This window comes from Parvibaculum sedimenti, from assembly GCF_009184905.1.
Classification (GTDB): domain Bacteria; phylum Pseudomonadota; class Alphaproteobacteria; order Parvibaculales; family Parvibaculaceae; genus Parvibaculum; species Parvibaculum sedimenti.
In genome coordinates, this window is the sequence record NZ_WESC01000017.1 from 26,585 (window position 1) to 48,530 (window position 21,946).

Genomic DNA, 21,946 nt, shown 5'->3' on the forward strand with positions numbered 1-21,946 from the left:
ATGCGCGCCATGCAAAAGGCCTCCACCATGCTCATTTTCGACCGCAAGCTGCACGCGCAACGCCGCGCGAGAGCAGCCGCCGGATTCGAGGCGCACGACTTCCTCCTGCGCCGCGTCGTCGAGGAATTTGCCGACCGGCTCATGGCGGTGAACAGGAACTTCCCCCTCGCCCTCGATCTCGGCAGTCATGTTGGTGCACTGACTCATGCCGAACTCCCGACTGGCAAGATTGGAACAGTGGTCGCGACTGATCTTTCACCCGCCATGGTCGCACGGGGTAAAGGCCTGCGCCTTGCCGCCGACGAGGAGCATCTGCCCTTTCACGACGGCAGCTTCGACCTCATCGCCAGCGCGCTTTCGCTTCACTGGACGAACGATCTTCCGGGCGCGCTCATCCAGATACGCCGCGCCCTCGTTCCCGACGGGCTTTTCCTCGGCGCGATCTTCGGCGGCGATACACTGACCGAACTGCGCCAGTCGCTGACCGAGGCCGAGATCGAACTCGAAGGCGGGCTGTCGCCGCGCGTCTCGCCCTTCGTCGAGTTGCGCGACATGGGCTCGCTGCTTCAGCGGGCGGGCTTCGCGCTGCCGGTGGTCGATGCCGACCGCATCAGGGTGCGCTATGCAAACGCGCTGAAGCTGATGGCGGAACTGCGCGGCATGGGCGAAACCAATGCGCTGATCGAGCGGCGGCGGACACCGCTTCGTCGAGGCACGCTGATCCGCGCCGCTGAAATCTATCAGCAGAAATTCGGGCTGCCCGACGGGCGGGTGCAGGCGACCTTCGAGATCATATTCATGACCGGCTGGTCGCCGCATGAAAGCCAGCAAAAGCCCCTGAAGCCCGGCAGCGCGAAAATGCGCCTCGCCGAAGCCCTGCGCAGCAACGCAAAGCCCCAACGCGACTGACTATTGGAAATAGACGACGAGTGGCTGGAAGAGAGCGGCAAGGTCTCCGCCGAGCACGGACAGGATTCCGATGACCCCCGTCGCGATGATGGCCAGGATCAATGAATATTCGATAGCGGTCGCGCCGCGCTCGTCACGCTGAAAGCGCCGGAATTCAAACTGGGCCGTGGTCGCAAGCATCGCACTCTCCCGTTCTGTCGCGGCCGCCGGGAGGAACGATGACCCTCAGAGCAGATCGCGAAGCGCAGCTACCAGCGGCTCATCCGCGGGCGGCATCGGATAGTCCCGCATCCTCGCGGGCTTCACCCATTCGAGCGCCTGACCTTCGACCGGCTGGACCGTTCCCTGCCACCGCCTACACACATAGAGCGGCATGAGCAGATGAAAGTCCGCATACGTATGGCTCGCGAAGGCAAGCGGCGCCAGACACGCCTTCGCGACCTCAATGCCGAGCTCCTCGCGCAATTCGCGAATGAGCGCGTCTTCCGGCGTCTCCCCCGGCTCCATCTTGCCACCGGGAAATTCCCAGAGCCCCGCGAGCGATTTGCCCTCGGGCCTCTGGGCCATCAGCACACGCCCATCCGCATCGACGAGCGCGCAAGCCACGACCAGCACGATCCTCTGTGCGCGACCATCAGTCATCGTGCCACCATTTTCTTACAGATGTATGCGCCCAAGTGGGGGCGTGGTTAAAGCGAGGTTACGTCAGCTGCGATAATCCGCATTAATCCGGATGTACTCATAGGTGAGATCGCAGGTCCAAACCGTCGCTCGGCCTTTGCCCACACCGACATCGACCTCGATGTCGATGTCCTGGCCCTTCATGTGGCGAGCGACCGGCGTTTCGTCATAGCCGGGCACGGCGACGCCATTCTTGGCCACATCGACGCCGCCCATGCGGATCGAAAGCCTGTCGCGATCGGCCGCCTCGCCTGATTTACCGACTGCCATGACGACGCGACCCCAGTTGGCGTCCTCGCCCGCGATCGCCGTTTTCACCAGCGGCGAGTTGGCGATGGCAAGCCCGATGCGCCGTGCGGCCTTTTCGTTCTCCGCACCGCTCACGTCGATGCGGATGAACTTCGAGGCGCCCTCGCCGTCCTTCACCACCTGATGCGCGAGATCGAGCAGCAATTCGTCGAGCGCCTTGCGGAACTCGGCCAGCGCCGGATCGCCGGCGCGCTTGACAGGACGCGCGCCCTTGGCCGTGCCCGTCGCGAAGAGAAGCACCGTGTCGCTGGTCGACGTGTCGCTATCCACCGTGATGGCGTTGAAGCTGCGATCCGAGCCCTCGGCGAGAAGGCTTTGCAATGCAGCCGGCGCGATCGCCGCATCGGTCACGATGAAGACAAGCATGGTGGCGAGATCGGGCGCGATCATGCCCGAACCCTTGCCGATGCCATTGATCGTTACCGTCGCATCGCCGATCCGCGCCTTGCGCGTCGAGAGCTTGGGGTAGGTGTCGGTCGTCATGATGGCGCGGGCGGCCTTGTCCCACTGGTCGGGACCTGCGGCATTGAGCGCCATGTGAATGCCGGAGAGAAGCGGCGAGGGATTGAGCGCCTGGCCGATGACGCCAGTCGAGGCGACATAGACCTCGTCCTCATCGCAACCGACGGCGGCGGCCGCTTCCATCACCGTCGCCTCGACGGTCGCGACGCCTGCCTTGCCGGTGAAGGCGTTGGAATTGCCCGAATTGACGACGACGACGCGGCCCTTGCCCCCTTTGGCGATGCCGGCGCGACACCACTCAACGGGCGCGGAGGCCGTCTTCGACGTCGTGAAAACGCCCGCAGCCGCCGTGCCTTCCGGCAGGCTGATGACGAGCACATCGTCGCGGCCCTTGTATTTGATCCCCGCCGCCGCCGTGCCGAGAGAAACGCCCGCGAGCGGCGGAAGCTTCGCATAGGACTTCGGCGCGAGCGGCGAGACCTTGTGCGCCGTCTTCTTGGCGACGGCCTTCTTCGGCGCTGCCTTCTTCACGGCAACCTTCTTCACGGCAACCTTCTTCGCGGCAGGCTTACGGGCCGGCGCCTTTGTGGCCTTCGCCTTGGGCGCGGCTTTGGCCACGGCCTTTTTCGCCGGCTTCCTTACCACCTTCGCCTTCGCGGCTGGTTTCGCTTTCAGGGTCTTCTTCGGGGCCTTCGCCATCGCTCGTCTCCAGCCTGTCGGTTATTTCGCGCTGTCGGGCGCGGGCGCGATCTGCGGCTTGTCGGCGCCGACGATTTCGACCTTCGCCTTTTTCCGCATCTCTTCCATCGCCTTGGTGCCCTGCTCGCGGGCGAGCGTGCGCATCACATCATCATGCGCTTCCGCGAAAGTCGGCTTCTTCGCCTTGCGCGTCTCGACGAGCTGGATGACATGCCAGCCGAACTTCGTCTCCACGGGGTCGGAAATCTGGCCCGGCTTCATCTTGAACACCGCAGCGGAGAATTCCGGCACCATGTCGCCCTTCTTGAACCAGCCGAGGTCGCCGCCTTCCTGGGAGCTCGAATCCTTCGACATAGCCTTGGCGACATCCTCGAACTTCTTGCCGCCCTTGATCTCCGCGATGACCTTGAGCGCCTCGTCCTTCGAGCCGACCAGAATGTGGCGGGCATGGACCTCGGTTTCCGGTTCGGCCTTGGCGATGTGCTCGTCGTAATAGGCTTTCACGGCCTTCTCGCTGACCTTGTCGCGCATCAGCTGGACCCAGTAGACGTCGCGCAGCGCTTTCTCGTCGTAATAGGCCTCGCGGCGCTTCACCAGCGGATCGTCCTCGACATGCTTCGCCTTGGCTTCGCTTGCGACGATGCGCCGATCGATCAGCATGCCCAGAAGATACTGGAAGCGCACTTCCTCAGGCAGCTGAGCCAGCGCCTGGCCCATCTCTTCATCGGCAAGGGCGACGTCGGAAAGCTTGATGTCCGTGCCGTTCACCCTGGCGACGACCTCGTCGGCCCCGGCCTCGGCGGCGGCAGGCGCGGCATCGGCGGCAAAGGCCACCGGCGCGGAGGCCATAAGCCCCCCTGCGATCCCCAAGGCAAGCAGGCAGGCGGGGGCGAGACTTGAGGCTAGACGCATGATGGCATTCCTGTGACGGGACCCCGATGGCCCCTTGCATGGATTGGACGCCGAACCGGTTCGGACGGGTCGGCTTGAGCGGCGCCATGATGACGACGCCGGGGGCGGCGCACAAGAACGACTTGCATTAAGAGATTCATATACTTGAACCGCCGGAAAGCTGGCCTTCCGGCCGCCCGGCGCGGTCAACATTACCCCGCCTTACATTGACAAGGTACGGCCTCCACCTTACATCTCCACAGGTCTTTTCGACTGCGGTTTCACCTCGTAAACCAGCCCGCAGAGCGGCATGTCGCCCGCCCCCGACATGCGGAAGGGGTCGGGGCGTCCCGGAAGACAGGCCCGAACGGGCGACAGGAACAGGTCCGCCGCGGGGTCCTCGGGCGTCCGCGCGGACTCGCAAGGGATTTGGACTGATGGTTAGCTTGGGCGTCCTCGCCAAGCGTCTCTTCGGCAGCGCCAACGACCGGAAGCTGAAGACGTACAAGGCACGGGTAGAAGCGATCAACGCCTTCGAGCCGGCGATTTCGGCATTGAGCGACGAAGCGCTCCGCGGCAAGACCGTGGAATTCCGCGCCCGCCTCGCCGAAGGCACCCCCCTCAACGATCTCCTGCCCGAAGCCTTCGCGGTCGTCCGCGAAGCGGCAAAGCGCACCCTCGGCCAACGTCATTACGACACGCAGCTCATCGGCGGCATGGTTCTCCATGACGGCATGATCGCCGAAATGAAGACCGGCGAAGGCAAAACGCTGGTAGCCACCCTCGCCACCTATCTGAATGCGCTTCCGGCCAAGGGCGTCCACGTCGTCACCGTGAACGACTATCTCGCCAAGCGCGACGCCGAATGGATGGCCCAGGTCTATGGCTTCCTCGGCATGACGACGGGCGTGATCCTGCACGGGCTCGACGACAACGAGCGCCGCGAGGCCTATGCCGCCGACATCACCTATGCGACGAATAACGAGCTGGGCTTCGACTATCTGCGCGACAACATGAAGTATCAGGTCGGCGCGATGGTGCAGCGCAAGCATCACTTCGCGATCGTCGACGAAGTCGACTCGATCCTGGTGGACGAAGCGCGCACACCGCTCATCATTTCGGGCCCGCTCGATGACAAGTCCGAGCTTTATATCGGCGTCGACGATGTGATCCCGCTGATCGAGGCCGATGATTACGAACTCGACGAGAAGCAGCGCACCGTGACCCTCACCGAAGAGGGCAACGAGAAGATCGAGAACATCCTGCGCGAGCGCGGCATCCTCTCCTCCGGTTCGCTCTACGACATCGAGAACATTACCATCGTCCATCATGTGCAGAACGCGCTGAAGGCGCACAAGCTGTTCCAGAAGGACAAGGACTACATCGTCAAGGGCGACAAGGTCGTCATCATCGACGAATTCACCGGCCGCATGATGGAAGGCCGCCGCTATTCGGACGGGCTCCATCAGGCACTCGAAGCGAAAGAGCATGTCCAGATTCAGCCTGAGAATCAGACGCTCGCTTCGATCACCTTCCAGAACTATTTCCGCATGTACGACAAGCTCGCCGGCATGACGGGCACTGCGCTGACGGAAGCCGACGAGTTCCTCGACATTTACAACCTCGAAGTGATCGAAGTGCCGACCAACCGGCCCATCGCACGCATCGATGAGGATGATGAGGTCTACAGGTCTGCGCGCGAGAAATACGACGCCATCGTCCTTGAGGTCGAAGACTGCGTGAAGCGCGGCCAGCCCGTGCTCGTCGGCACCGTCTCGATCGAGAAATCGGAAACGCTCTCCGAGGTTCTCAAGAAGAAGAAGATCAAGCACAACGTGCTCAACGCACGCTACCACGAGCAGGAAGCGCATATCATCGCGCAGGCCGGCGTTCCCGGCGCCATCACCATCGCCACCAACATGGCCGGCCGCGGCACGGACATTCAGCTCGGCGGCAATCTCGATATGCGTATCGCCGATGAGACGGCGGGCATCGAGGACGAAGCCGAGCGCAAGCGCAAGGTCGACGAGATCAGGGCCGATATCGCGACGAAGAAGGAAGCCGCGCTTGCTGCAGGCGGCCTCTACATCATCGGCACGGAGCGCCACGAAAGCCGCCGCATCGACAACCAGTTGCGCGGCCGTTCGGGACGTCAGGGCGATCCGGGGCGTTCGAAGTTCTTCCTTTCGCTCGATGACGACCTGATGCGCATCTTCGGCACCGACCGCATGGACGGCGTGCTGCAGAAGCTCGGCCTCAAGGAAGGCGAAGCCATCATCCATCCGTGGATCAACAGGGCGCTTGAAAAGGCGCAGGAGAAGGTCGAGGCGCGCAACTTCGACATCCGCAAGAACCTGCTGAAATACGACGACGTGATGAACGACCAGCGCCGCGTGATCTTCGACCAGCGCGTGGAACTGATGGAAGCCGACGACGTTCGCGAGACCGTGGACGAGATGCGCCATCAGGTGATCGACGCGCTCGTCTCGCGGCACATCCCCGAAAAGGTCTATGCCGAACAGTGGGATGCCAAGGGCCTCAAGGAAGAGGCCGCGACGATCCTCGGCCTCGATCTTCCGATCGAGGAATGGGCGGCCGAGGAAGGGATTGCCGATGAGGAAATCCGCGAACGCCTGAAGTCCGAGGCCGACCGCGCCATGGCGGCGAAGGTTGCCCAGTCCGGGCCCGAACTCATGCGTCAGGTCGAGAAGGCGATCCTTCTCCAGACACTCGACCATCACTGGCGCGAGCATCTGATGATGCTCGATTATCTGCGTCAGGCCGTGGGCCTGCGCGGATACGCCCAGCGCGACCCGCTCAATGAATATAAATCCGAAGCCTTCGAACTCTTCGAGAACCTGCTGACGCGCCTCCGTGAGGACGTCACGCGCCAGCTCATGAACGCGCAGTTCGTGTCCGAAGCCCCCCCGGTCGAGGAAATGCCGTTGCCGCGCATGGAAGCGCATCACGCGGATCCGCTGACGGGAGAGGACGAGTTCACGGGCGGCGATGTCGCGACGCTCAGCCGCCCGGTGCGCAACGACCCGGGCGTCGCCGTCGATCCGAAGAACCCCGCGACATGGGGTAAGACCGCGCGCAACGCTCCCTGCCCCTGTGGTTCCGGCAAGAAGTTCAAGCACTGCCATGGAACGCTGGCCTGAGTGAGATCCGGGGACCCATCAGGGGTCCCCGACCTCTTCGCTAGGCTGGCGTTGGCGCTATTTTCTCGGCGGCATTTTTCACCGACAAATCGAAGTCGATGACGTTCATTTCGATGTAGGTGATGTCATGGGCGGGCGCCATGGCGCGAAGCCTTTGGCTGTCCTCGATCAATTCGACCGCCCTCGCGGGAAGGTCCTTCCAGCGAGGGCTCTTGACGGTCCAGCATTTGCCGGTCTGCTGATAATTTCGCAGCGCCGTTACCTTCGCATCCACACCCGCATCCGCGTTGCCTACGACGAAGCATTTGATTTTGTGCCGGCTGGCCAAACTGCCGCAGAAATCCAGCGATAGATTGCTCGAGTCGTTGCCGAGGTCTCGGTTGACGTAAATCAGATCGTCGCCCTCCACGATGACCCCTTCAGGAAAGCGACTGAAGAGCTCATCAAGGATGAGCTGCCGCATCTCATCACGCAAGGAAGCGTCTTCGACCTGAAGGTAGATGTCGCGAAGCTGATCGAGCGAGATAAGGGCGAAACCGTGGCTGCGCGCCAGCGCCGTCGAAATGATGGTCTTGCCAGTTCGCGCCCGGCCTGTGATGAGGCACGACTTCCTGCCGCCATCGCCGTTTATGGGGAACTCGCGAATACAGTCGCCCAGGGCCTCCAAAATTTGTTCTCGGGCGCCCTCACTTTCCTGACGCAGAATGTCTTTGACTCTGTATCTGGTCGCATCGATGGATGCGGTGATTATTTGCCGTTCGTCCAACAGCGACCGGAAACCCGCGCGATATACCGCGAAATATAGATTCCTTAGCCTGCCCATTTGCCCCACGACCCCACCAGAGTTTCGCCGTTCTCGATGCCCCTCCTTCGTTTCTTGATTTCTTGTATGCAAGAATCAGTAGCAACAACCACCCCGCCGCACATGCGGAATCTGGAAAATTTACATTTCTCGCGAGAGGTGGCGGTGCGCCGCAGTACAAACCTTTCGAAACGCAAAACGGCCGCCCTTTCGGGGCGGCCGTTGAGGCGATGCTGACGGGCGGCGCGCCCGGGGTCAGTTCGCGGTGAGCTTCTCGATATCCGCCTGATAGGTCTTGCCCGCCCAGTAGTAGTGAACGGCCGCCCAGACGCCGATGAAGGACGTTCCGAACAACGCCCAGCGCAGGCTTTCCTGACCGAAATGAGGTGCCAGCAGATCGCTGATGAGGCCCACCGTCAGCGGCCCGAAGCCCAGCGCGATGAAGTTCAGGACGAAGAGCATGACGGCAGAGGCGAGCGCCCGCATATGGAGCGGCGTCAGGCTCTGGATCATTGCGAAGCTCGGCCCCAGATAGAAGGCGCCCAGGATCGAGGAGGCGATATAGACAGGGATCATCAGCCTCAGATCGGACGAGAAGTAGAAGACGATGAAAAGCGGCATGCCGATGATCTTCGCCACAGCAATAACCCATGCGTTCCACCGCATGTCGCGCTTCGAAAGGCGATCCGCGAGATAGCCGCCGATCAGCGCGCCAAGCCCACCGACAAAGCCCGCGATGAGGCCGAAGAAGAGGCCAACCTGCTGCGGCGAGAGGCCGAGGCTGCGCTGAAAAAAAGACGGCCCGAAAATCAGCCCGCCATAGCCGACGAAGGAAACGAGCGTCAGGCCGATAGTGATGTGGCGCGCCGACTTTGTCTGCCAGAGATGGACGATGACATGAAGAAGGTTCGACTTGAGCTGCGCGTCATGCGCAATGCCGTCTGCGTGGCCGCGCGCCGGCTCCTTCACGGTGAACCGCACCAGAAACGCAATGGCGAGGCCCGGCAGGCCCATGACGTAGAATGTCATCCGCCAGCCGTAATGCTGGACGACATAACCGCCGAAAACGAGACCGATCATCGCGCCCGCATAGACGCCGACCGAATAAATGGCCATGGTTGTGGAGCGGCTTTCCTTCGGGTAGAGATCGGCAATCATGGAATGTGACGGCGGGCTCGATCCCGCCTCGCCGACGCCGACGCCGATACGCGCCATCAGCAGATGGGTGAAATTGCTGGCAAGGCCGCAGGCCGCCGTCATACCGCTCCAGACCGTGACCGCAAGCGCGATGATGTTGCGCCTGTTGCCACGATCTGCCCACATGGCGATGGGAACGCCGAGCGTCGCGTAGAAGAGCGCGAAGGCGAGGCCCGACATCAGTCCGAGCAACGTATCGTTGACGTGAAATTCGTTCTTGATCGGCTGCATCACAATATTGACGATGCCGCGATCCACATGGCTCGATGTATAAGCGAGCGTCAGGATGATCAGCGCGTAGTGGCGCTGGAACAGGTTAGCCCTCTCTATCGCTCCCGGCGCGCCATCCGGCACACGCCCCTCCGCAATCTCCTGAGCCATGCGTCTCCCCTCTTTGATTGTCGTTTTGAGCCACCTTAAAGACGCGAGGTGGCTCGGGCAATCGCAAGCGTCATTGCGGCGCTGCTCGCGACTGCCATAATGCCCACAACAAAAACACTGGCATGGAGGAAACTCGAACATGGGCGCGCCCGTCCCTTTCAAGATCGACATCCCGCAATCTGCGATCGACGCCATTCTGGCCAAGGTCCGCGCCTATGAATGGCATGAGATGCCCGAGATCGCGCCGGGTGCTGACCGCTGGGCCTACGGCACCGACATGGAATACATGAAGGAGCTTTGCGCCTACTGGACGAGCGCCTTCGACTGGCGGAAGGCAGAAGCGGCACTCAACCGCTTTCCGCAATTCAAGGCGACGGTGGACGGCCAGGAAATACACTTCATTCACGTGAAAGGTTCCGGCGCCAATCCCGAGACGGTGCTGCTGACGCATGGCTGGCCGGGCTCGGTCTTCGAATTCTGGGACGTGATCGAACCGCTCGCGCACCCGGAGAAATTTGGTGGCAAGGCGGAAGACGGCGTGAACCTCGTCGTGCCTTCCCTTCCCGGCTACGCCTTCTCCGGCAAGCCGAAAAAGCCCATCGGCCCGAAGGGCACCGCCGCTCTCTGGGACAAGCTCATGCGCGAGGTGCTGGGCTACAATGACTACATCGCGCAAGGTGGCGACTGGGGCGCGGTCGTGACCGGCTATATCGGCCTCAACCATTCGCAGGCGAAGGGCGGCGGCTGCAAGGCGATCCATCTCAACATGTTCGGCATTCGCGGCGCCTTCGCCCCCGAAACGCCGGAAGAGAACCAGTGGGCCGCGGGCGCCGCACTCAACTTCGAACTCGAAGGCGCCTATCTGCGCCTGCAGATGACGAAGCCGCAGACGCTTTCCTACGGCATGATGGACAGCCCCGTGGGCGCCGCCGCCTGGATCATCGAGAAGTTCAACACCTGGTCGGACCGCCGCGGACCGGACGGCAGGGAGTTCATCGAGAACGCCTTCACCAAGGACCAGCTTCTCACCAATGTGATGATCTATCTCGTCACCCGCACCTTCAATACCGCGACATGGTTCTATCGCGGCATGTTCGAAGAGGGCGGCACGAACATTCCCGCAGGCGAGAAAGTTGAGGTGCCGACGGGCATCGCCAATTTCCCGAAGGAGTTCATGCCCTTTCCGCCGCGCAGCATGGTCGAGAAGAGCTTCAATGTTGCCCGCTGGGCGAGCTTCGAGCATGGCGGCCATTTCGCGGCCATGGAAACGAAGTCCGTCTTCGCCGATGAAGTTCGCGTTTTCGTCAACCAGGTGAAGGCGGGCTCATGACACATCGCATCGTCCCCGCTGATCCGTTCAAGATTCACGTGCCGGAGGAGGAGCTTCAGGACCTGAGGCGACGCCTCCAGCGCACCCGCTTTCCCAACGAGCCCTTGGGCAACGAGCATTGGGCCTATGGCACGAGCCTTCCTTACATGGAGCAGCTCGTCGGGGTGTGGCGTGACGATTTCGACTGGCGGAAGCAGGAAGAAGCGCTCAATCGCTTTCCGCAATATCGCGCGACGCTGACCGACGCGGATGGAGAGGATCACGAAATTCACTTCATCTATGAATGCGGCTCGGGCGAAAATCCCGTGCCGCTTATCCTCACCCATGGCTGGCCCTCGACCTATCGGGAGTTTCTCGATGTCGTCGATCCGCTGGCGCATCCCGAGAAATACGGCCGCCAGGGCCCGGCCTTCGACATCATCGTGCCGTCGCTCATCGGTTACGGATTTTCCTCGAAGCCGCGCATTCCAATTGGCCCTGCCGCCATCGCCGATCTCTGGCACCGGCTGATGACCGAGGTGCTGGGCTATGACAAATATGCGGCACAAGCGGGCGACTGGGGCAGCTTCGTTACGTCGCGCCTCGCGCTGCAGCATGGCGAAAGCCTGCTCGGCATTCACCTCACCATGCTGCCTCTGCGCCCTCACCTCAAACATGCCTCGCAACCGCCGGTGAGCGAGGAAGAGGGCCGCTGGATAAAGGAAATGCAGAACTGGTGGCGGCAGGAGGAAGGCTATCGCTCGATCCAGTCCACCAAGCCGATGGCGCTCGCCTTCGCGCTGATGGACAGCCCCGCAGGCCTCGCGGGCTGGCTCGCCGACAAATATTACCGCCTCGGCGACACCGACAAGACCGACACGACGGAAGGCATGATCGCTCGCTTTCCCTTCGACACGATCCTGACCCAGCTCTCGATCTACTGGTTCACGGGCACGATCAACTCGGCGAATACGCTCTACAAGGCGGGTCCGGCCGAAGGTTCGGCCTCGCTCAAGGCGGGCGAAAAGGTGACGGTTCCCACCGCCTATTCGGAATATCCGATCGACACGCTACCGCTCACGCCACGCTCATGGGCCGAGCGCAGCTACAATATCGTCCGCTGGCGGATCATGAAAAAGGGCGGCCATTTCGCCGCCATGGAGGAACCGGCGCTTTTCGCGGATGACGTCCGTGACGCGTTCCGCGAGATGGGTCTCTAAGGCCCGGTCTCGTTCGGGTTCAAACGACGCCGACGCGGCCCATGGCGAGGAACTTCTCGCGGCGCAGACGCTTCAGCGTGGCGCCGTCGAGCTTCTCCAGGCCACGCAGCTCTTCCTCGATACCGTCGCCGGCTTCCTTGATCATCTGGTGGCGTTCGCGATGTGCGCCGCCGATGGGTTCGGGGAGTACGCGGTCGATCACGCCAAGCTGATGCAGGTTCTGCGCGGTGATCTTCATCGCGGTGGCAGCATCCTTGGCCTTGGCCGAATCGCGCCAGAGGATCGACGCCGCGCCTTCCGGCGAGATGACGCTGTAGACCGAATGCTCGAGCATGAGGATACGGTTGCCGCAAGCCAGCGCCACCGCGCCGCCCGAGCCGCCCTCGCCGATGATGACGGAGACAAGCGGCACCTTGAGCGACAGGCAACGGTCGGTCGACCGCGCGATCGCCTCGGCAACGCCGCGTTCCTCGCTATCGGAGCCCGGATAGGCGCCCTGCGTATCGACCAGCGTGACCACGGGAATGCCAAAACGCTCGGCGAGGTCCATCAGGCGAATCGCCTTGCGGTAACCCTCGGGCCGCGCGAGGCCGAAATTGTGCTTCATGCGGCTCTGTGTGTCCGACCCCTTCTCGTGGCCGATCACGACCACGGAACGGCCACGGAACCGGCCGAGACCACCCATGATGGCCGCGTCTTCGCCGAAAAGGCGGTCTCCGGCCAGAGGCGTGAAATCCTCGACCAGACGCTCGACATAATCGACGAAGTGCGGACGGCGCGGATGGCGCGCGACCTGCAGCTTCTGCCACGGCGTCAGGGAGGAGTACGTGTCCTGGAGAAGCTGGGCGGCCTTCTGCTCGAGCTTGGCTACCTCGTCGGTGATGCTCACCGAAGGGTCTTCATGGGCCAAAAGCCGAAGCTCCTGGACCTTGCCCTCCAGTTCCGCAATCGGCTTCTCGAAGTCGAGATATGTGTGCATCGCGCTCCGGAAGTCCCGCTTTTCCGCCCTGGAAACGCCCGGGCGGCACCCCTTAGACAACGATCCTTTTGTCAGGATTTGCGCGGCACACTGGCTTGAGAGAGGCCCATTGTCAACCGCAAGAGCCCGCTTCGGCTTCTCCACCCGCCCCTTTGGTAAACGCCGCCGCTCTCCCTGTCACAGATCAGAGGCGCCATACGTCCTCTGGGCAAGGCGGAACCCCAACTGACGCTGGGTCAGGCAAAGACCGCCGGGAGACCTAGGGAAACCCAATGTCGACCAATCAATTTGCCGCCCGCACGGGCCAGTCCAGCCGGGCCGGATTGAAGCGATTCCTGATCGCGCTTGCAGGGCTCGGCCTTTTCGCAAACGCCCTTTTCATGCTGGCCGATCCGCTCGGCTGGTATGGCGCGGTGGAGGGCGTGCCGGACACCGGCCCCTTCAACCCCCATTTCGTCCGCGACATCGGCGTGTCCTTTCTGACGGCTGCGTTGACAATGGCCGCCACCGCCCGCTGGCTGCGCCTCGCATGGCCGCTGTTGTGCACCGTAACCATCTATCTCGGCCTGCATGCGCTTCTCCACCTCTGGGACGTCGCGGCAGGCCGCCTGCCGCCAGATCGTCAGCCGTGCGCGCCGTCGCGTGTCGCATGAAAGGCCGCGCTTCGAAGCGAGCCCCGCCGATCATGCGCGGCTCGCCCGCGCCTTCGCCGCAGCGCTGACAAAGGAAGACCCGCAGGCCCTTCTCGCCTCGCTGCGCGAAGACGCGATCTTATATTCGGATGGCGGCGGGCGCGTTCCGGCGGCGCTCAACCCGATTTACGGCGCAGACCGGATCATGCGCTTCTTCTTCGGCATCTCGAGAAAATTTCCCGAGCCCTACGCCATCGACTTCATCCGCATCAATGGCATGCCCGGCTGCACGCTCAGCATCGGACGCCAGATCACTTCGATGGTGAGCTTCGATATTCGCGACGGGCTTATCGCCGAAATCTACATCATGCGAAATCCGGACAAGATCGCCCGTGCGGCACAAGCCCTCGGACGGCCGCTTCTCGGCGCCTAGCCCGCAAGCTTCATCAGACGCGCGGTCGAAGTGCCCTTGGCAAGCACTTCGCCCGATGTGTCGAGCAAGCGCCCTTCGAGGAACACCGTCGAGCGACCGCGCCGCTCGATCCAGCCCTCGGCGACGACGAGGCCGGGCGCCGCGGGCTTGAAGAAGCTAATCTTGATTTCGAGCGACATGGGCGTGACGTCCCTGCCATAGGCCGCAATCGCCGCGAAGGCCATGGCTTGGTCGATCCACCCGGTCACGAACCCGCCCTGTGCAATGCCGCCCGAATGGCACATATGCATTCCGACGCGATATTCGAGACGCGAGCGGCCGGCGGTTTCGTCGAGTTCGACGATCCGCTCCAGGCCCAGCGTCTTCGACAATTCATTCGCATCGCCCAATCGCACGTCGCTCATATCCGTTCACCCTCTATGACATATTGGCGGACGATATAGGCGACGAGCGCGGCCCCGTGAAGGAAATTCCGCGCAGGGCCTCAGGAGCCGGTTTCCTTCTTCGCCAGCGGGTGATGTTCCTCGACCAGTTGCTTCAGCCGCCCGTCGAGCACATGCGTATAGATCTGCGTCGTGGAAATATCCGCATGGCCCAGCATCTGCTGCACCGCGCGAAGATCGGCGCCGTTGGCGAGAAGGTGGCTCGCAAAGGCATGACGCAGCGTATGCGGCGAGACGCGATTGGGATCGAGCTTCGCCGCAATGGCGAGATCCTTGAGCAATTGCGCGAAACGATGCCGCGTGAGGTGTCCCTGCCGTCCACGCGAGGGAAAGAGCCAGGGCGAGACGGAATCGCCGAGCCGAAGGACGCGCAACGGCAGATATTCGTCGATAGCGAGCCGCGCCGCTTCCGAAAGCGGCACCAGCCTTTCGCGCCCGCCCTTGCCGGAGACGCTCAGGAAACGGCTGTCGCCCTTCGCGGCCGAAAGCGGCAGGCCGACAAGCTCGGAAACGCGCAGGCCCGTCGCATAGAGAACTTCCATCAGGCAGACGAGACGCGCGCGCTTGTAGGCGCGCACCGCCTCTTCATGCGAACGCCCATCCTCGGCAAGTCGCGCAGCGCGGAGCAGCGCATCGACTTCCTCGACGGTCAGCGTTTTCGGCAAAGGCCGCGCGCGACGCGGGCCTTCGATCGCGCCGCAAGGATCGTCGGGCCTGATGCCGTCGGCGTAGAGAAAGCCGTGGAACTGGCGGATCGCAGAAAGACGGCGCGCCGCCGTGGAGGCCGAAAGGCCCTGGGCGGAAAGACTTTCGAGATAGTCCCGTACGTCGAGGGTCCGGGCTTCAGCGACATCGCGATTTCGCGCGGCAAGGAAGGTCGCGAAATCCTTCAGGTCTCTCGCATAAGCATCGAGCGTATTGCGCGCGGCGCCTCGCTCGGCACTCAGCATTTCAAGAAAGGCGTCGATGTGATGCCTTCCGCCTTTTTCGGTCGCTACAGGGTCGTGGGACATGGAACTTACCCGGGTGCGGCATGACTGCGTCCCATTAGAGCTTCGGTGGCGAGACGCCGGGCTTCGGCACCGAGATTGACTGCTCTGAGACTTGAAACGGCTTGCGCAGTCACTTGCGGAACTGCGCCATCCGGCCCCCCAGGCCCGATACTCACGAGAGAAAGCAACACTACTTCGCCGACCGCGCCCTTGCGACCGGCATTCTGCAACTGGTTCATCAGATCGGTCGGCGCCGCAGTTGCAGCGGCGGCGACAATATCTTGCGGCACGGAATAGCCCAAAGCCTGCAACAAGAGGGCTTCCTGAGCCGCGAACATGCGCGTGGCCGACACGCCCGAACGCAGATCGGCCCGGAGATCGGCTTCGATCTGCTCTCCATTGCCACCAGGACCCTGAGGGTCGCTGATACGCATGAGCGCGCCGAGTTCGCGAGCTTCACGCCCGAGACCTTGGCCCTGCGGCGCCACCAGAGCATACCACGCGGCAGCATGAGCCCGGTCGCCGACCAGAAGGAAGGCCCGCACGGCGGATGGCGCAAGCTTGCGCAGCGTCGGCGACGGCGTCAACTGCGTAAGAGCGGGCAACAAAACCTCGACCGTGGAAAGATAGAGCCCCGCGCTCTGGCCCGTCGAAAGCATGAGCCTGATGAGGTCTGCGCGATCGGTGGGCAGAATCTCGGCATTGATCGCCTGATAGAGCAATGCGCGGCGGAACGCGGGCTCGGGCGGGAATGTCGCGGCCTTCAACCCGTCGAAATCGACCTGCGTGAACGGTTGAAGATTGTAAAGCTTCGCCAGCTCATCCGGTTCGATGAGGCCCAGCATTGCGGCGCGTTCGCCGGCAATGATCCGCGTTTCGGGCGGCAGGCTCTCGTCCCGCGCCAATGTCTGCACCACAGGCACCGTCGCGATCTCGCCTGCATTCTTCGGCAATTCGCGATGCGCGAGCCGGTAGAGCGCGACATCGAGAATATCAAGCTGCTTGGGATCGGCGGCCTTGAGCTTCAGCCCGTCCGTCGCTTCCGCGACGAGCGAATAGAACATCGGATCGTCGAGTCCCTCCTCGCGCGCGAGATCGAGCGTGAGATTGGCCTCGGTCTTCTTGCCCGCAAGCACCTGACAGAAGGCAGAAAGCTTGAGGCTGAAGGCTGCCGTCGCATCGTGGGCGGGATCGGAGCCCGTCGGAATATCGGCAAGCGCGGCGCAGGCTTCGTCATGCGCGCCAGCGGCGAGCGCCGCGCGGGCGCGTGCCAGCGCCACGGCAGGCGACTTGTCGGCCTGTGCGGCTTTGGCGAGTTCAATAGCAAGGTCGGCATGGCCCGACAGCGTCAACCTCTCAAGCCTGATGGCGAGAAGCGAGGCGCCACTCTGCGCGCCCTCGGGCGGCTGCGCGGTGGTCAGGAGAAGGCGGCGCGCCAGATCGTTCATCACCGGCGAACCCGTCACGACGGGCATTGCAGCGAGATAGCGCTCAACCTCGCTCCGCGTCGCGCCGCGCCACATATCGGGGCCCAAGCCGCCATCCTTCTCGTCGAGCAAGCCCGCCGCCGAAGCGTCGACACCGCCCAGCGTGGATACGGTGATACCCGATCCATTGCTGCCGGGAATGCTCTTCACGGCCTGCGGCACACCGGCGTCGGGTTCCGCGCCGCCGGGAAAGCTCGCAGGCGCCGAGGCAGGGTTCGTCGCCCCGAAGCCCGGCGGCACGATGCTCTGGGGTGCGGTGTCCTGGGGTGCTGTGTCCTGGGGTCCGGCGCCTTGGGTCGTCGCACCCTGCGGCGCAGGCGTCTCTGAAACGGGGAGCGTACCGAGCGTGTCCGCAAGCGCCGGCGTCACCGCCAACAGCAGAGCGGCCATGCCGAGCCCCGCCAAAGGGCGCAATGCGGATGGGCGCCGGGTCACGCCCTCATCCTCAACGCGGGAACTGGCCATCGGGCAGAACCTTTTCGACGGGCTGGACCGACGGCTCGACGGATTGACCGAGATAGACAAGACCGCCCAGGATCGCGGCTACGATAACGGCAACGACTACGAGCAGGCGAATGGCGCTGTTCATCAATTTGACCTTCTGGCTGGCCCCAGCATAGCGCCGAACGGACCGTAAGTTTCCCTTTTATGCGCGGCTTGCGGCAAAATTTGGGCGCGAAACCGGCTCGAATGCTATATCTGCCCTATGGATGAGGGTCCAGCATCGGCTCCCTGTGGGAGAGCGCCGGATGGTCTGGCTCGTCGTCATGAGGCGCGGCGGCGGCGACAATACGCCGCGGATGGCTTTCAGGCCGTTAAAAACGAAGGCCGTGCGGGGATTTTATCCGCTGGAATGAATACATTAGATCGAACGACGATGACGACCGAGACCAGACCAGAGACCCCGCCTGACACAGGCACGACAACCGACCACGACGCCTCGCAGGCGCGGCTCGCGCCGGTGCCGGTCGCCGAGCGTTCGATCGTTCTGGTCGGCCTGATGGGCGCGGGCAAGACGACCGTCGGCCGTCGCCTCGCGCAGCGCCTTGGCCTTGCCTTCGTCGATACCGATACCGAAATCGAACGCGCCGCAGGCGAAACGATCCCCGAGATTTTCGAACGCCATGGCGAAGCAGCCTTTCGCGACGGAGAGCGCCGCGTAATCGCCCGTCTGCTGGAGCGGGGGCCGCAGGTCCTCGCCACGGGCGGCGGCGCCTTCATGGACGAGACCACCCGCGCCAATATCGCGGCGCGTGGCATTTCCATCTGGCTGAAGGCCGATCTCGACGTGCTGATGAAGCGCGTCGGCCGCCGCTCCAACCGTCCGCTGCTCAAGACCGACAATCCACGCGCCGTCATGGAACACCTGATGACGCAACGTTATCCGGTCTATGCGCAGGCCGACCTTACGGTCGAAAGCGTCGAAGGTCCGCATGACAGCGTGGTCGAGGACGTGATCGCCCGGATCGAAACGTTCAGAGACAAAGCGAAGGAGGCAACCGGATGAGCGCCGACGTCAAGACAGTGCAGGTGGCGCTCGGCGAACGCTCCTATGAGATCAAGGTCGGACCGAAGCTGATCGCCAATGCGGGCCAATATCTGAAGCCCCTGCTGCGCCGCGCCCGCGTCGTCATCGTCACCGATGAAAATGTGGCTGCACTCCATTTGCCCGCGCTCGAAAAGAGCCTCGACGAAGCGGGCATCCACCATGACGCGATCGGGATGCCGCCCGGCGAAGGCACGAAGTGCTTCGCCGAACTTCAGCGATTGAGCGAATGGCTGCTCGAAACGGGAGTGGAGCGCGGCGACCTCGTGATCGCCCTTGGCGGCGGCGTCATCGGCGACCTCACCGGATTTGCGGCCTCGATCGTGCGCCGCGGCGTCGATTTCGCGCAGATCCCGACGACGCTTCTCTCGCAGGTCGACAGTTCCGTCGGCGGCAAGACGGGCATCAACACGCCACAGGGCAAGAACCTCGTCGGCGCCTTCTATCAGCCGCGCATCGTGCTTGCCGACACCAGCGCCCTCGAAACATTACCCAAGCGCGAACTCCTCGCGGGCTATGCCGAGGTCGTGAAATACGGACTTATCAACGATCGCACCTTCTTCGACTGGCTCGAAGTCAATCTCGACCGCATCGTCTCCGGCGATGTTGCAGCGCGCACCTATGCAATCGTCAAAAGCTGCGAGTCGAAAGCCGCGATCGTCGCCGCCGACGAACGCGAAAGCAATGTCCGTGCACTGCTCAATCTCGGCCACACTTTCGGTCATGCGCTGGAAGCGGCAACCGGATTTTCCAATCGTTTCGTGCATGGCGAAGGCGTGGCGGTCGGCATGGCGCTGGCGTTCGACCTTTCCGTTCGCCTCGGCCTCTGCCCCGGCCAGGACGCGGTCCGCGTCCGCCGACACCTCGAACGCGCCGGTCTGCCCTGCCGGCTCGCCGACGTGCCAGGCGAACTGCCAAACGCCAAAGGCCTCATTGAACTGATGGGCCAGGACAAGAAGGTCGTAGACGGCAAGCTCACCTTCATTCTGGCGCGCGGCATCGGCGAGGCCTTCATCACGCGCAATGTGGACGCAGCCGCTCTGCGCGCCCTTCTCGAGGAGAGAGAGACAACCTGATGAGCTCGCTCGGCCTCGGTCTCACCATGGCTGCCATCGTCGCTCTGCTCGGCATGTCCGGCTTTTTCTCGGGCTCCGAAACCGCGCTCACTGCCGCGTCGCGCGCGCGTATGAACAGGCTGGCCGAGGAAAAGAACAAGCGCGCCAAGCTCGTTCTGAATCTGACCGAGGATCTCGAACGGCTGATCGGCGCACTCCTCCTCGGTAATAACCTCGTCAACATTCTCGCTTCAGCGCTGGCGACTAGCGTTTTCATCACGATTTTCGGCGATGCGGGTGTGCTCTACGCCACAGCCACAATGACGGCCCTCGTCGTCATCTTCGCCGAGGTCATGCCCAAAACCTATGCGATCACCAATACCGACCGCTTCGCGCTCGCCGTCGCGCCACTGGTCCGCATCGTGCTCTGGGTCTTCGCGCCCGTCACCGTCGCCGTGCGCTTCATCGTGCGCGGAACGCTCCGCATCTTCGGCATCGATGTCAGCGAGACGGCCAATGTCCTCTCCCCACATGAGGAATTGCGCGGCGCCATCAACCTGCATCATCAGGAAGGCGGCGTGGTCAAACTCGACCGCGATATGCTGGGTGGCATTCTCGACCTCTCCGACCTCGAAGTCGTCGACATCATGGTTCACCGCAAGAACATGACCATGATCGACGCCTCGGAACCCAACGCCATAGTCATCGCCCAGGTGCTCGGCAGCCCTCACACCCGCATCCCGCTCTGGCTCGATGACCCGGAAAACATCGTCGGCGTGCTCCATGCGAAAGACCTGCTGCGCGCGCTGGCCAGCGCCAACTGGGACCCTGAGGCCGTTCGCATTCTCGACATCGCAACCAAGCCATGGTTCGTGCCGGATACGACGCCGCTGGTGAACCAACTCAATGCGTTCCTGCGCGCCAAAGCACATTTTGCCCTCGTTGTCGACGAATATGGCGGATTGATGGGCCTCATCACACTTGAGGACATCCTTGAGGAGATCGTCGGCGATATTTCCGACGAGCATGACATCGAGCGCACACGCATCAGGCAGCAGGAAGACGGCTCGGTGATCGTCACCGGCACGGTGCCGATCCGCGATCTCAACCGCAAGCTCGACTGGCACCTGCCCGACGACGAGGCGACCACCATTGCAGGCCTCGTCATCCACGAAGCGCGCGCCATTCCCGAGGTAGGCCAAGCCTTCACGTTCTACGGCTTCAAGTTCGAAATTCTACGCCGCCAGCGCAATCAGCTCGCCGTGCTGCGGATCACGCCGGTCCGCACCAGCCAGAACGCCGCGTCCTAGCGCGCCTCGTCCGGCGTCAGCGTCTTGAGCGCGAGCGCATGGATCGGATTGCCTATCTCTTCGCGAAGAGCGGCCGTCACAAGCCTGTGACGCTCAACACGCGTGCAGCCATTGAAAGCCGCCGAGACAATGGTCACATTGAAGTGAGTCTCGCCGCCAGACTGGTGTCCCGCATGCCCCTTGTGCCTTGCGGAATCGTCCACGATCTCCAACAGCAGGGGCTCGAAAGCCTTTTCCAGCTTCTCGCGGATCTTTTCAGCGACCGACACGCAACACCTCGTTAAACTCATGGTTAGCGGCCGCCATGCTTCCTTGTTTTGCGCCTCGCGCCAACTCATAATTCGATTGTGAAACTGAACTCGACATATTTTGACAGCATCCGCATCGCCCCGCGCAAACAAAGCGGGCGTGAAGGCGGCCCTGCCGCGCGCGCCGACGTCAAGAACAAGACGGCGGTACGACGCTGTGAATGGGCCGGCTGCGGCGCCGTTGGCCTCCACCGGGCGCCCGGCAACGCGGCACGTCAAGGCGAGGACGCACGCAACCAGTACCGCTGGTTCTGCGCCGACCATATTCGCGAGTTCAACCACAACTACGATTATTTCCAGGGCATGAGCGACGCGGAGATTGCGGCATTCCAGCGAGACGCCCTGACCGGCCACCGTCCCACCTGGGGCCTCGGCGTCAACGCCGCCCCCGGCTATGCCCGGGGCGCGGGAGCACATCTCCACCGCGGCGCGCCGTTTCACGATGCTTTCGGCTTCTTCGGCGGGGAAATCCCCGGGGCAAAGCCGGAAGAGCCGAAGCCAGGCCGCCGCAAACCCCGCACCCTCGAACGGCAGGCCCTGCAAACTCTCGGGCTCGAGGAAGCGGCAACCTTGAACGAGATCAAGTCCCGGTATAAGGAACTTGTTAAAAAGCACCATCCGGACGCAAATGGCGGCGACAGATCCGCCGAAGAGCGTCTGCGCAAGGTAATCCAGGCCTATGATTACCTCCGGAAGAGCGGCTTCTGCTGAATACAGAGCGGTTTTGACGGCAAGAGGGC

22 protein-coding genes are annotated in these 21,946 nt (G+C 62.9%); 10 read left to right on the plus strand and 12 right to left on the minus strand.

Annotated elements, in window-relative coordinates; genetic code table 11:
* The first annotated feature begins 27 nt into the window (after window positions 1-27).
* Window positions 28-909: a methyltransferase domain-containing protein gene (locus tag F2P47_RS15660; RefSeq protein ID WP_425500040.1), complete on the plus strand. Its 882-nt coding sequence runs from the start codon at window positions 28-30 to the stop codon at window positions 907-909.
* Here F2P47_RS15660 and F2P47_RS15665 read toward each other — a convergent pair whose 3' ends face one another.
* The 4 genes from F2P47_RS15665 to F2P47_RS15680 all read right to left on the minus strand — a co-directional run bounded on the left by F2P47_RS15665 (window position 910) and on the right by F2P47_RS15680 (window position 3,972).
* Entirely contained in the window at window positions 910-1,089 is a 180-nt protein-coding gene (locus F2P47_RS15665; protein WP_152217322.1) for a Flp family type IVb pilin, read from the minus strand. It lies immediately after the preceding gene.
* A 45-nt stretch (window positions 1,090-1,134) separates the two neighbouring features.
* Window positions 1,135-1,551, minus strand: a complete 417-nt coding sequence (mutT, locus tag F2P47_RS15670) for an 8-oxo-dGTP diphosphatase MutT (protein ID WP_152217323.1) — start codon at window positions 1,549-1,551, stop codon at window positions 1,135-1,137.
* Between the two features lie 63 nt (window positions 1,552-1,614).
* Window positions 1,615-3,060 carry a bifunctional glutamate N-acetyltransferase/amino-acid acetyltransferase ArgJ gene (argJ, locus tag F2P47_RS15675; RefSeq protein WP_152217324.1) on the minus strand — a complete coding sequence of 482 codons (1,446 nt, stop codon included), beginning with the start codon at window positions 3,058-3,060 and terminating at the stop codon, window positions 1,615-1,617.
* 21 nt (window positions 3,061-3,081) lie between these two features.
* The gene (locus F2P47_RS15680) at window positions 3,082-3,972 is read right to left on the minus strand and encodes a peptidylprolyl isomerase (RefSeq protein WP_185681156.1); all 891 of its coding nucleotides are present in this window, start codon (window positions 3,970-3,972) and stop codon (window positions 3,082-3,084) included.
* Between the two features lie 416 nt (window positions 3,973-4,388).
* On the opposite strand from F2P47_RS15680, the gene secA reads away from it, so the two are divergent.
* The gene (gene secA, locus F2P47_RS15685; protein ID WP_152217326.1) at window positions 4,389-7,112 is read left to right on the plus strand and encodes a preprotein translocase subunit SecA; all 2,724 of its coding nucleotides are present in this window, start codon (window positions 4,389-4,391) and stop codon (window positions 7,110-7,112) included.
* Window positions 7,113-7,152: 40 nt separating this feature from the next.
* Here secA and F2P47_RS15690 read toward each other — a convergent pair whose 3' ends face one another.
* Both F2P47_RS15690 and F2P47_RS15695 read right to left on the minus strand, forming a co-directional pair.
* On the minus strand, window positions 7,153-7,878 hold the full coding sequence (locus F2P47_RS15690; RefSeq protein WP_152217327.1) for a P-loop NTPase family protein: 726 nt from the start codon (window positions 7,876-7,878) through the stop codon (window positions 7,153-7,155).
* 291 nt (window positions 7,879-8,169) lie between these two features.
* Window positions 8,170-9,492, minus strand: coding sequence for a spinster family MFS transporter (locus F2P47_RS15695; protein ID WP_152217328.1), 1,323 nt, complete (start codon window positions 9,490-9,492; stop codon window positions 8,170-8,172).
* A gap of 139 nt (window positions 9,493-9,631) precedes the next feature.
* On the opposite strand from F2P47_RS15695, the gene F2P47_RS15700 reads away from it, so the two are divergent.
* Together F2P47_RS15700 and F2P47_RS15705 are read left to right on the plus strand one after the other, a co-directional pair.
* Window positions 9,632-10,822, plus strand: coding sequence for an epoxide hydrolase family protein (locus F2P47_RS15700; protein ID WP_152217329.1), 1,191 nt, complete (start codon window positions 9,632-9,634; stop codon window positions 10,820-10,822).
* A complete protein-coding gene (locus F2P47_RS15705) occupies window positions 10,819-12,021 on the plus strand; it encodes an epoxide hydrolase family protein (protein ID WP_152217330.1) in 1,203 nt (400 codons plus the stop codon). The genes F2P47_RS15700 and F2P47_RS15705 overlap by 4 nt, the downstream gene beginning before the upstream one ends.
* Before the next feature lie 19 nt (window positions 12,022-12,040).
* On the opposite strand, the gene F2P47_RS15710 is transcribed toward F2P47_RS15705, so the two are convergent.
* Window positions 12,041-13,000, minus strand: coding sequence for an acetyl-CoA carboxylase carboxyltransferase subunit alpha (locus tag F2P47_RS15710; protein ID WP_152217331.1), 960 nt, complete (start codon window positions 12,998-13,000; stop codon window positions 12,041-12,043).
* Window positions 13,001-13,272: 272 nt separating this feature from the next.
* Between F2P47_RS15710 and F2P47_RS15715 the strand changes: the two genes are divergently transcribed.
* On the plus strand, window positions 13,273-13,653 hold the full coding sequence (locus F2P47_RS15715) for a hypothetical protein (RefSeq protein ID WP_152217332.1): 381 nt from the start codon (window positions 13,273-13,275) through the stop codon (window positions 13,651-13,653).
* A complete protein-coding gene (locus F2P47_RS15720) occupies window positions 13,643-14,065 on the plus strand; it encodes a sigma-70 family RNA polymerase sigma factor family protein (protein ID WP_152217333.1) in 423 nt (140 codons plus the stop codon). The genes F2P47_RS15715 and F2P47_RS15720 overlap by 11 nt, the downstream gene beginning before the upstream one ends.
* Here the strand turns inward: F2P47_RS15720 and F2P47_RS15725 are convergent.
* From F2P47_RS15725 to F2P47_RS17750, 4 genes are all read right to left on the minus strand, one after another.
* On the minus strand, window positions 14,062-14,469 hold the full coding sequence (locus F2P47_RS15725) for a PaaI family thioesterase (protein ID WP_152217334.1): 408 nt from the start codon (window positions 14,467-14,469) through the stop codon (window positions 14,062-14,064). The genes F2P47_RS15720 and F2P47_RS15725 overlap by 4 nt on opposite strands.
* Before the next feature lie 80 nt (window positions 14,470-14,549).
* Window positions 14,550-15,521, minus strand: a complete 972-nt coding sequence (locus F2P47_RS15730; RefSeq protein WP_152217335.1) for a site-specific tyrosine recombinase XerD — start codon at window positions 15,519-15,521, stop codon at window positions 14,550-14,552.
* A 5-nt stretch (window positions 15,522-15,526) separates the two neighbouring features.
* Window positions 15,527-17,377, minus strand: coding sequence for a hypothetical protein (locus tag F2P47_RS15735; RefSeq protein WP_152217336.1), 1,851 nt, complete (start codon window positions 17,375-17,377; stop codon window positions 15,527-15,529).
* A gap of 55 nt (window positions 17,378-17,432) precedes the next feature.
* Window positions 17,433-17,576 (minus strand): hypothetical protein, encoded by a 144-nt coding sequence (locus F2P47_RS17750; RefSeq protein WP_185681157.1) that lies wholly within the window; start codon window positions 17,574-17,576, stop codon window positions 17,433-17,435.
* Between the two features lie 288 nt (window positions 17,577-17,864).
* On the opposite strand from F2P47_RS17750, the gene F2P47_RS15740 reads away from it, so the two are divergent.
* From F2P47_RS15740 to F2P47_RS15750, 3 genes are read left to right on the plus strand one after another with little or no spacing between them, the layout of a single operon-like run.
* Entirely contained in the window at window positions 17,865-18,494 is a 630-nt protein-coding gene (locus tag F2P47_RS15740) for a shikimate kinase (RefSeq protein ID WP_152217381.1), read from the plus strand.
* Window positions 18,491-19,609, plus strand: a complete 1,119-nt coding sequence (aroB, locus tag F2P47_RS15745; RefSeq protein WP_152217337.1) for a 3-dehydroquinate synthase — start codon at window positions 18,491-18,493, stop codon at window positions 19,607-19,609. The genes F2P47_RS15740 and aroB overlap by 4 nt, the downstream gene beginning before the upstream one ends.
* Window positions 19,609-20,898 carry an HlyC/CorC family transporter gene (locus tag F2P47_RS15750; RefSeq protein WP_152217338.1) on the plus strand — a complete coding sequence of 430 codons (1,290 nt, stop codon included), beginning with the start codon at window positions 19,609-19,611 and terminating at the stop codon, window positions 20,896-20,898. The genes aroB and F2P47_RS15750 overlap by 1 nt, the downstream gene beginning before the upstream one ends.
* Here F2P47_RS15750 and F2P47_RS15755 read toward each other — a convergent pair.
* Window positions 20,895-21,167, minus strand: coding sequence for a BolA family protein (locus tag F2P47_RS15755; protein ID WP_204886726.1), 273 nt, complete (start codon window positions 21,165-21,167; stop codon window positions 20,895-20,897). The genes F2P47_RS15750 and F2P47_RS15755 overlap by 4 nt on opposite strands.
* A 78-nt stretch (window positions 21,168-21,245) precedes the next feature.
* Between F2P47_RS15755 and F2P47_RS15760 the strand changes: the two genes are divergently transcribed.
* Window positions 21,246-21,917, plus strand: coding sequence for a J domain-containing protein (locus F2P47_RS15760; RefSeq protein WP_152217340.1), 672 nt, complete (start codon window positions 21,246-21,248; stop codon window positions 21,915-21,917).
* Window positions 21,918-21,946: the final 29 nt, after the last annotated feature.

Coding starts and splice junctions, on each gene's coding strand:
- F2P47_RS17750 (WP_185681157.1), bottom strand. CDS start 17,576: ATGAACAGCGCCATTCGCCTGCTCGTAGTCGTTGCCGTTATCGTAGCC.
- F2P47_RS15695 (WP_152217328.1), bottom strand. CDS start 9,492: ATGGCTCAGGAGATTGCGGAGGGGCGTGTGCCGGATGGCGCGCCGGGA.
- secA (WP_152217326.1), top strand. CDS start 4,389: ATGGTTAGCTTGGGCGTCCTCGCCAAGCGTCTCTTCGGCAGCGCCAAC.
- F2P47_RS15730 (WP_152217335.1), bottom strand. CDS start 15,521: ATGTCCCACGACCCTGTAGCGACCGAAAAAGGCGGAAGGCATCACATC.
- F2P47_RS15665 (WP_152217322.1), bottom strand. CDS start 1,089: ATGCTTGCGACCACGGCCCAGTTTGAATTCCGGCGCTTTCAGCGTGAC.
- F2P47_RS15750 (WP_152217338.1), top strand. CDS start 19,609: ATGAGCTCGCTCGGCCTCGGTCTCACCATGGCTGCCATCGTCGCTCTG.
- F2P47_RS15705 (WP_152217330.1), top strand. CDS start 10,819: ATGACACATCGCATCGTCCCCGCTGATCCGTTCAAGATTCACGTGCCG.
- F2P47_RS15660 (WP_425500040.1), top strand. CDS start 28: ATGCTCATTTTCGACCGCAAGCTGCACGCGCAACGCCGCGCGAGAGCA.
- F2P47_RS15700 (WP_152217329.1), top strand. CDS start 9,632: ATGGGCGCGCCCGTCCCTTTCAAGATCGACATCCCGCAATCTGCGATC.
- F2P47_RS15715 (WP_152217332.1), top strand. CDS start 13,273: ATGTCGACCAATCAATTTGCCGCCCGCACGGGCCAGTCCAGCCGGGCC.
- aroB (WP_152217337.1), top strand. CDS start 18,491: ATGAGCGCCGACGTCAAGACAGTGCAGGTGGCGCTCGGCGAACGCTCC.
- F2P47_RS15740 (WP_152217381.1), top strand. CDS start 17,865: ATGACGACCGAGACCAGACCAGAGACCCCGCCTGACACAGGCACGACA.
- F2P47_RS15710 (WP_152217331.1), bottom strand. CDS start 13,000: ATGCACACATATCTCGACTTCGAGAAGCCGATTGCGGAACTGGAGGGC.
- F2P47_RS15735 (WP_152217336.1), bottom strand. CDS start 17,377: ATGGCCGCTCTGCTGTTGGCGGTGACGCCGGCGCTTGCGGACACGCTC.
- mutT (WP_152217323.1), bottom strand. CDS start 1,551: ATGACTGATGGTCGCGCACAGAGGATCGTGCTGGTCGTGGCTTGCGCG.
- F2P47_RS15680 (WP_185681156.1), bottom strand. CDS start 3,972: ATGCGTCTAGCCTCAAGTCTCGCCCCCGCCTGCCTGCTTGCCTTGGGG.
- argJ (WP_152217324.1), bottom strand. CDS start 3,060: ATGGCGAAGGCCCCGAAGAAGACCCTGAAAGCGAAACCAGCCGCGAAG.
- F2P47_RS15725 (WP_152217334.1), bottom strand. CDS start 14,469: ATGAGCGACGTGCGATTGGGCGATGCGAATGAATTGTCGAAGACGCTG.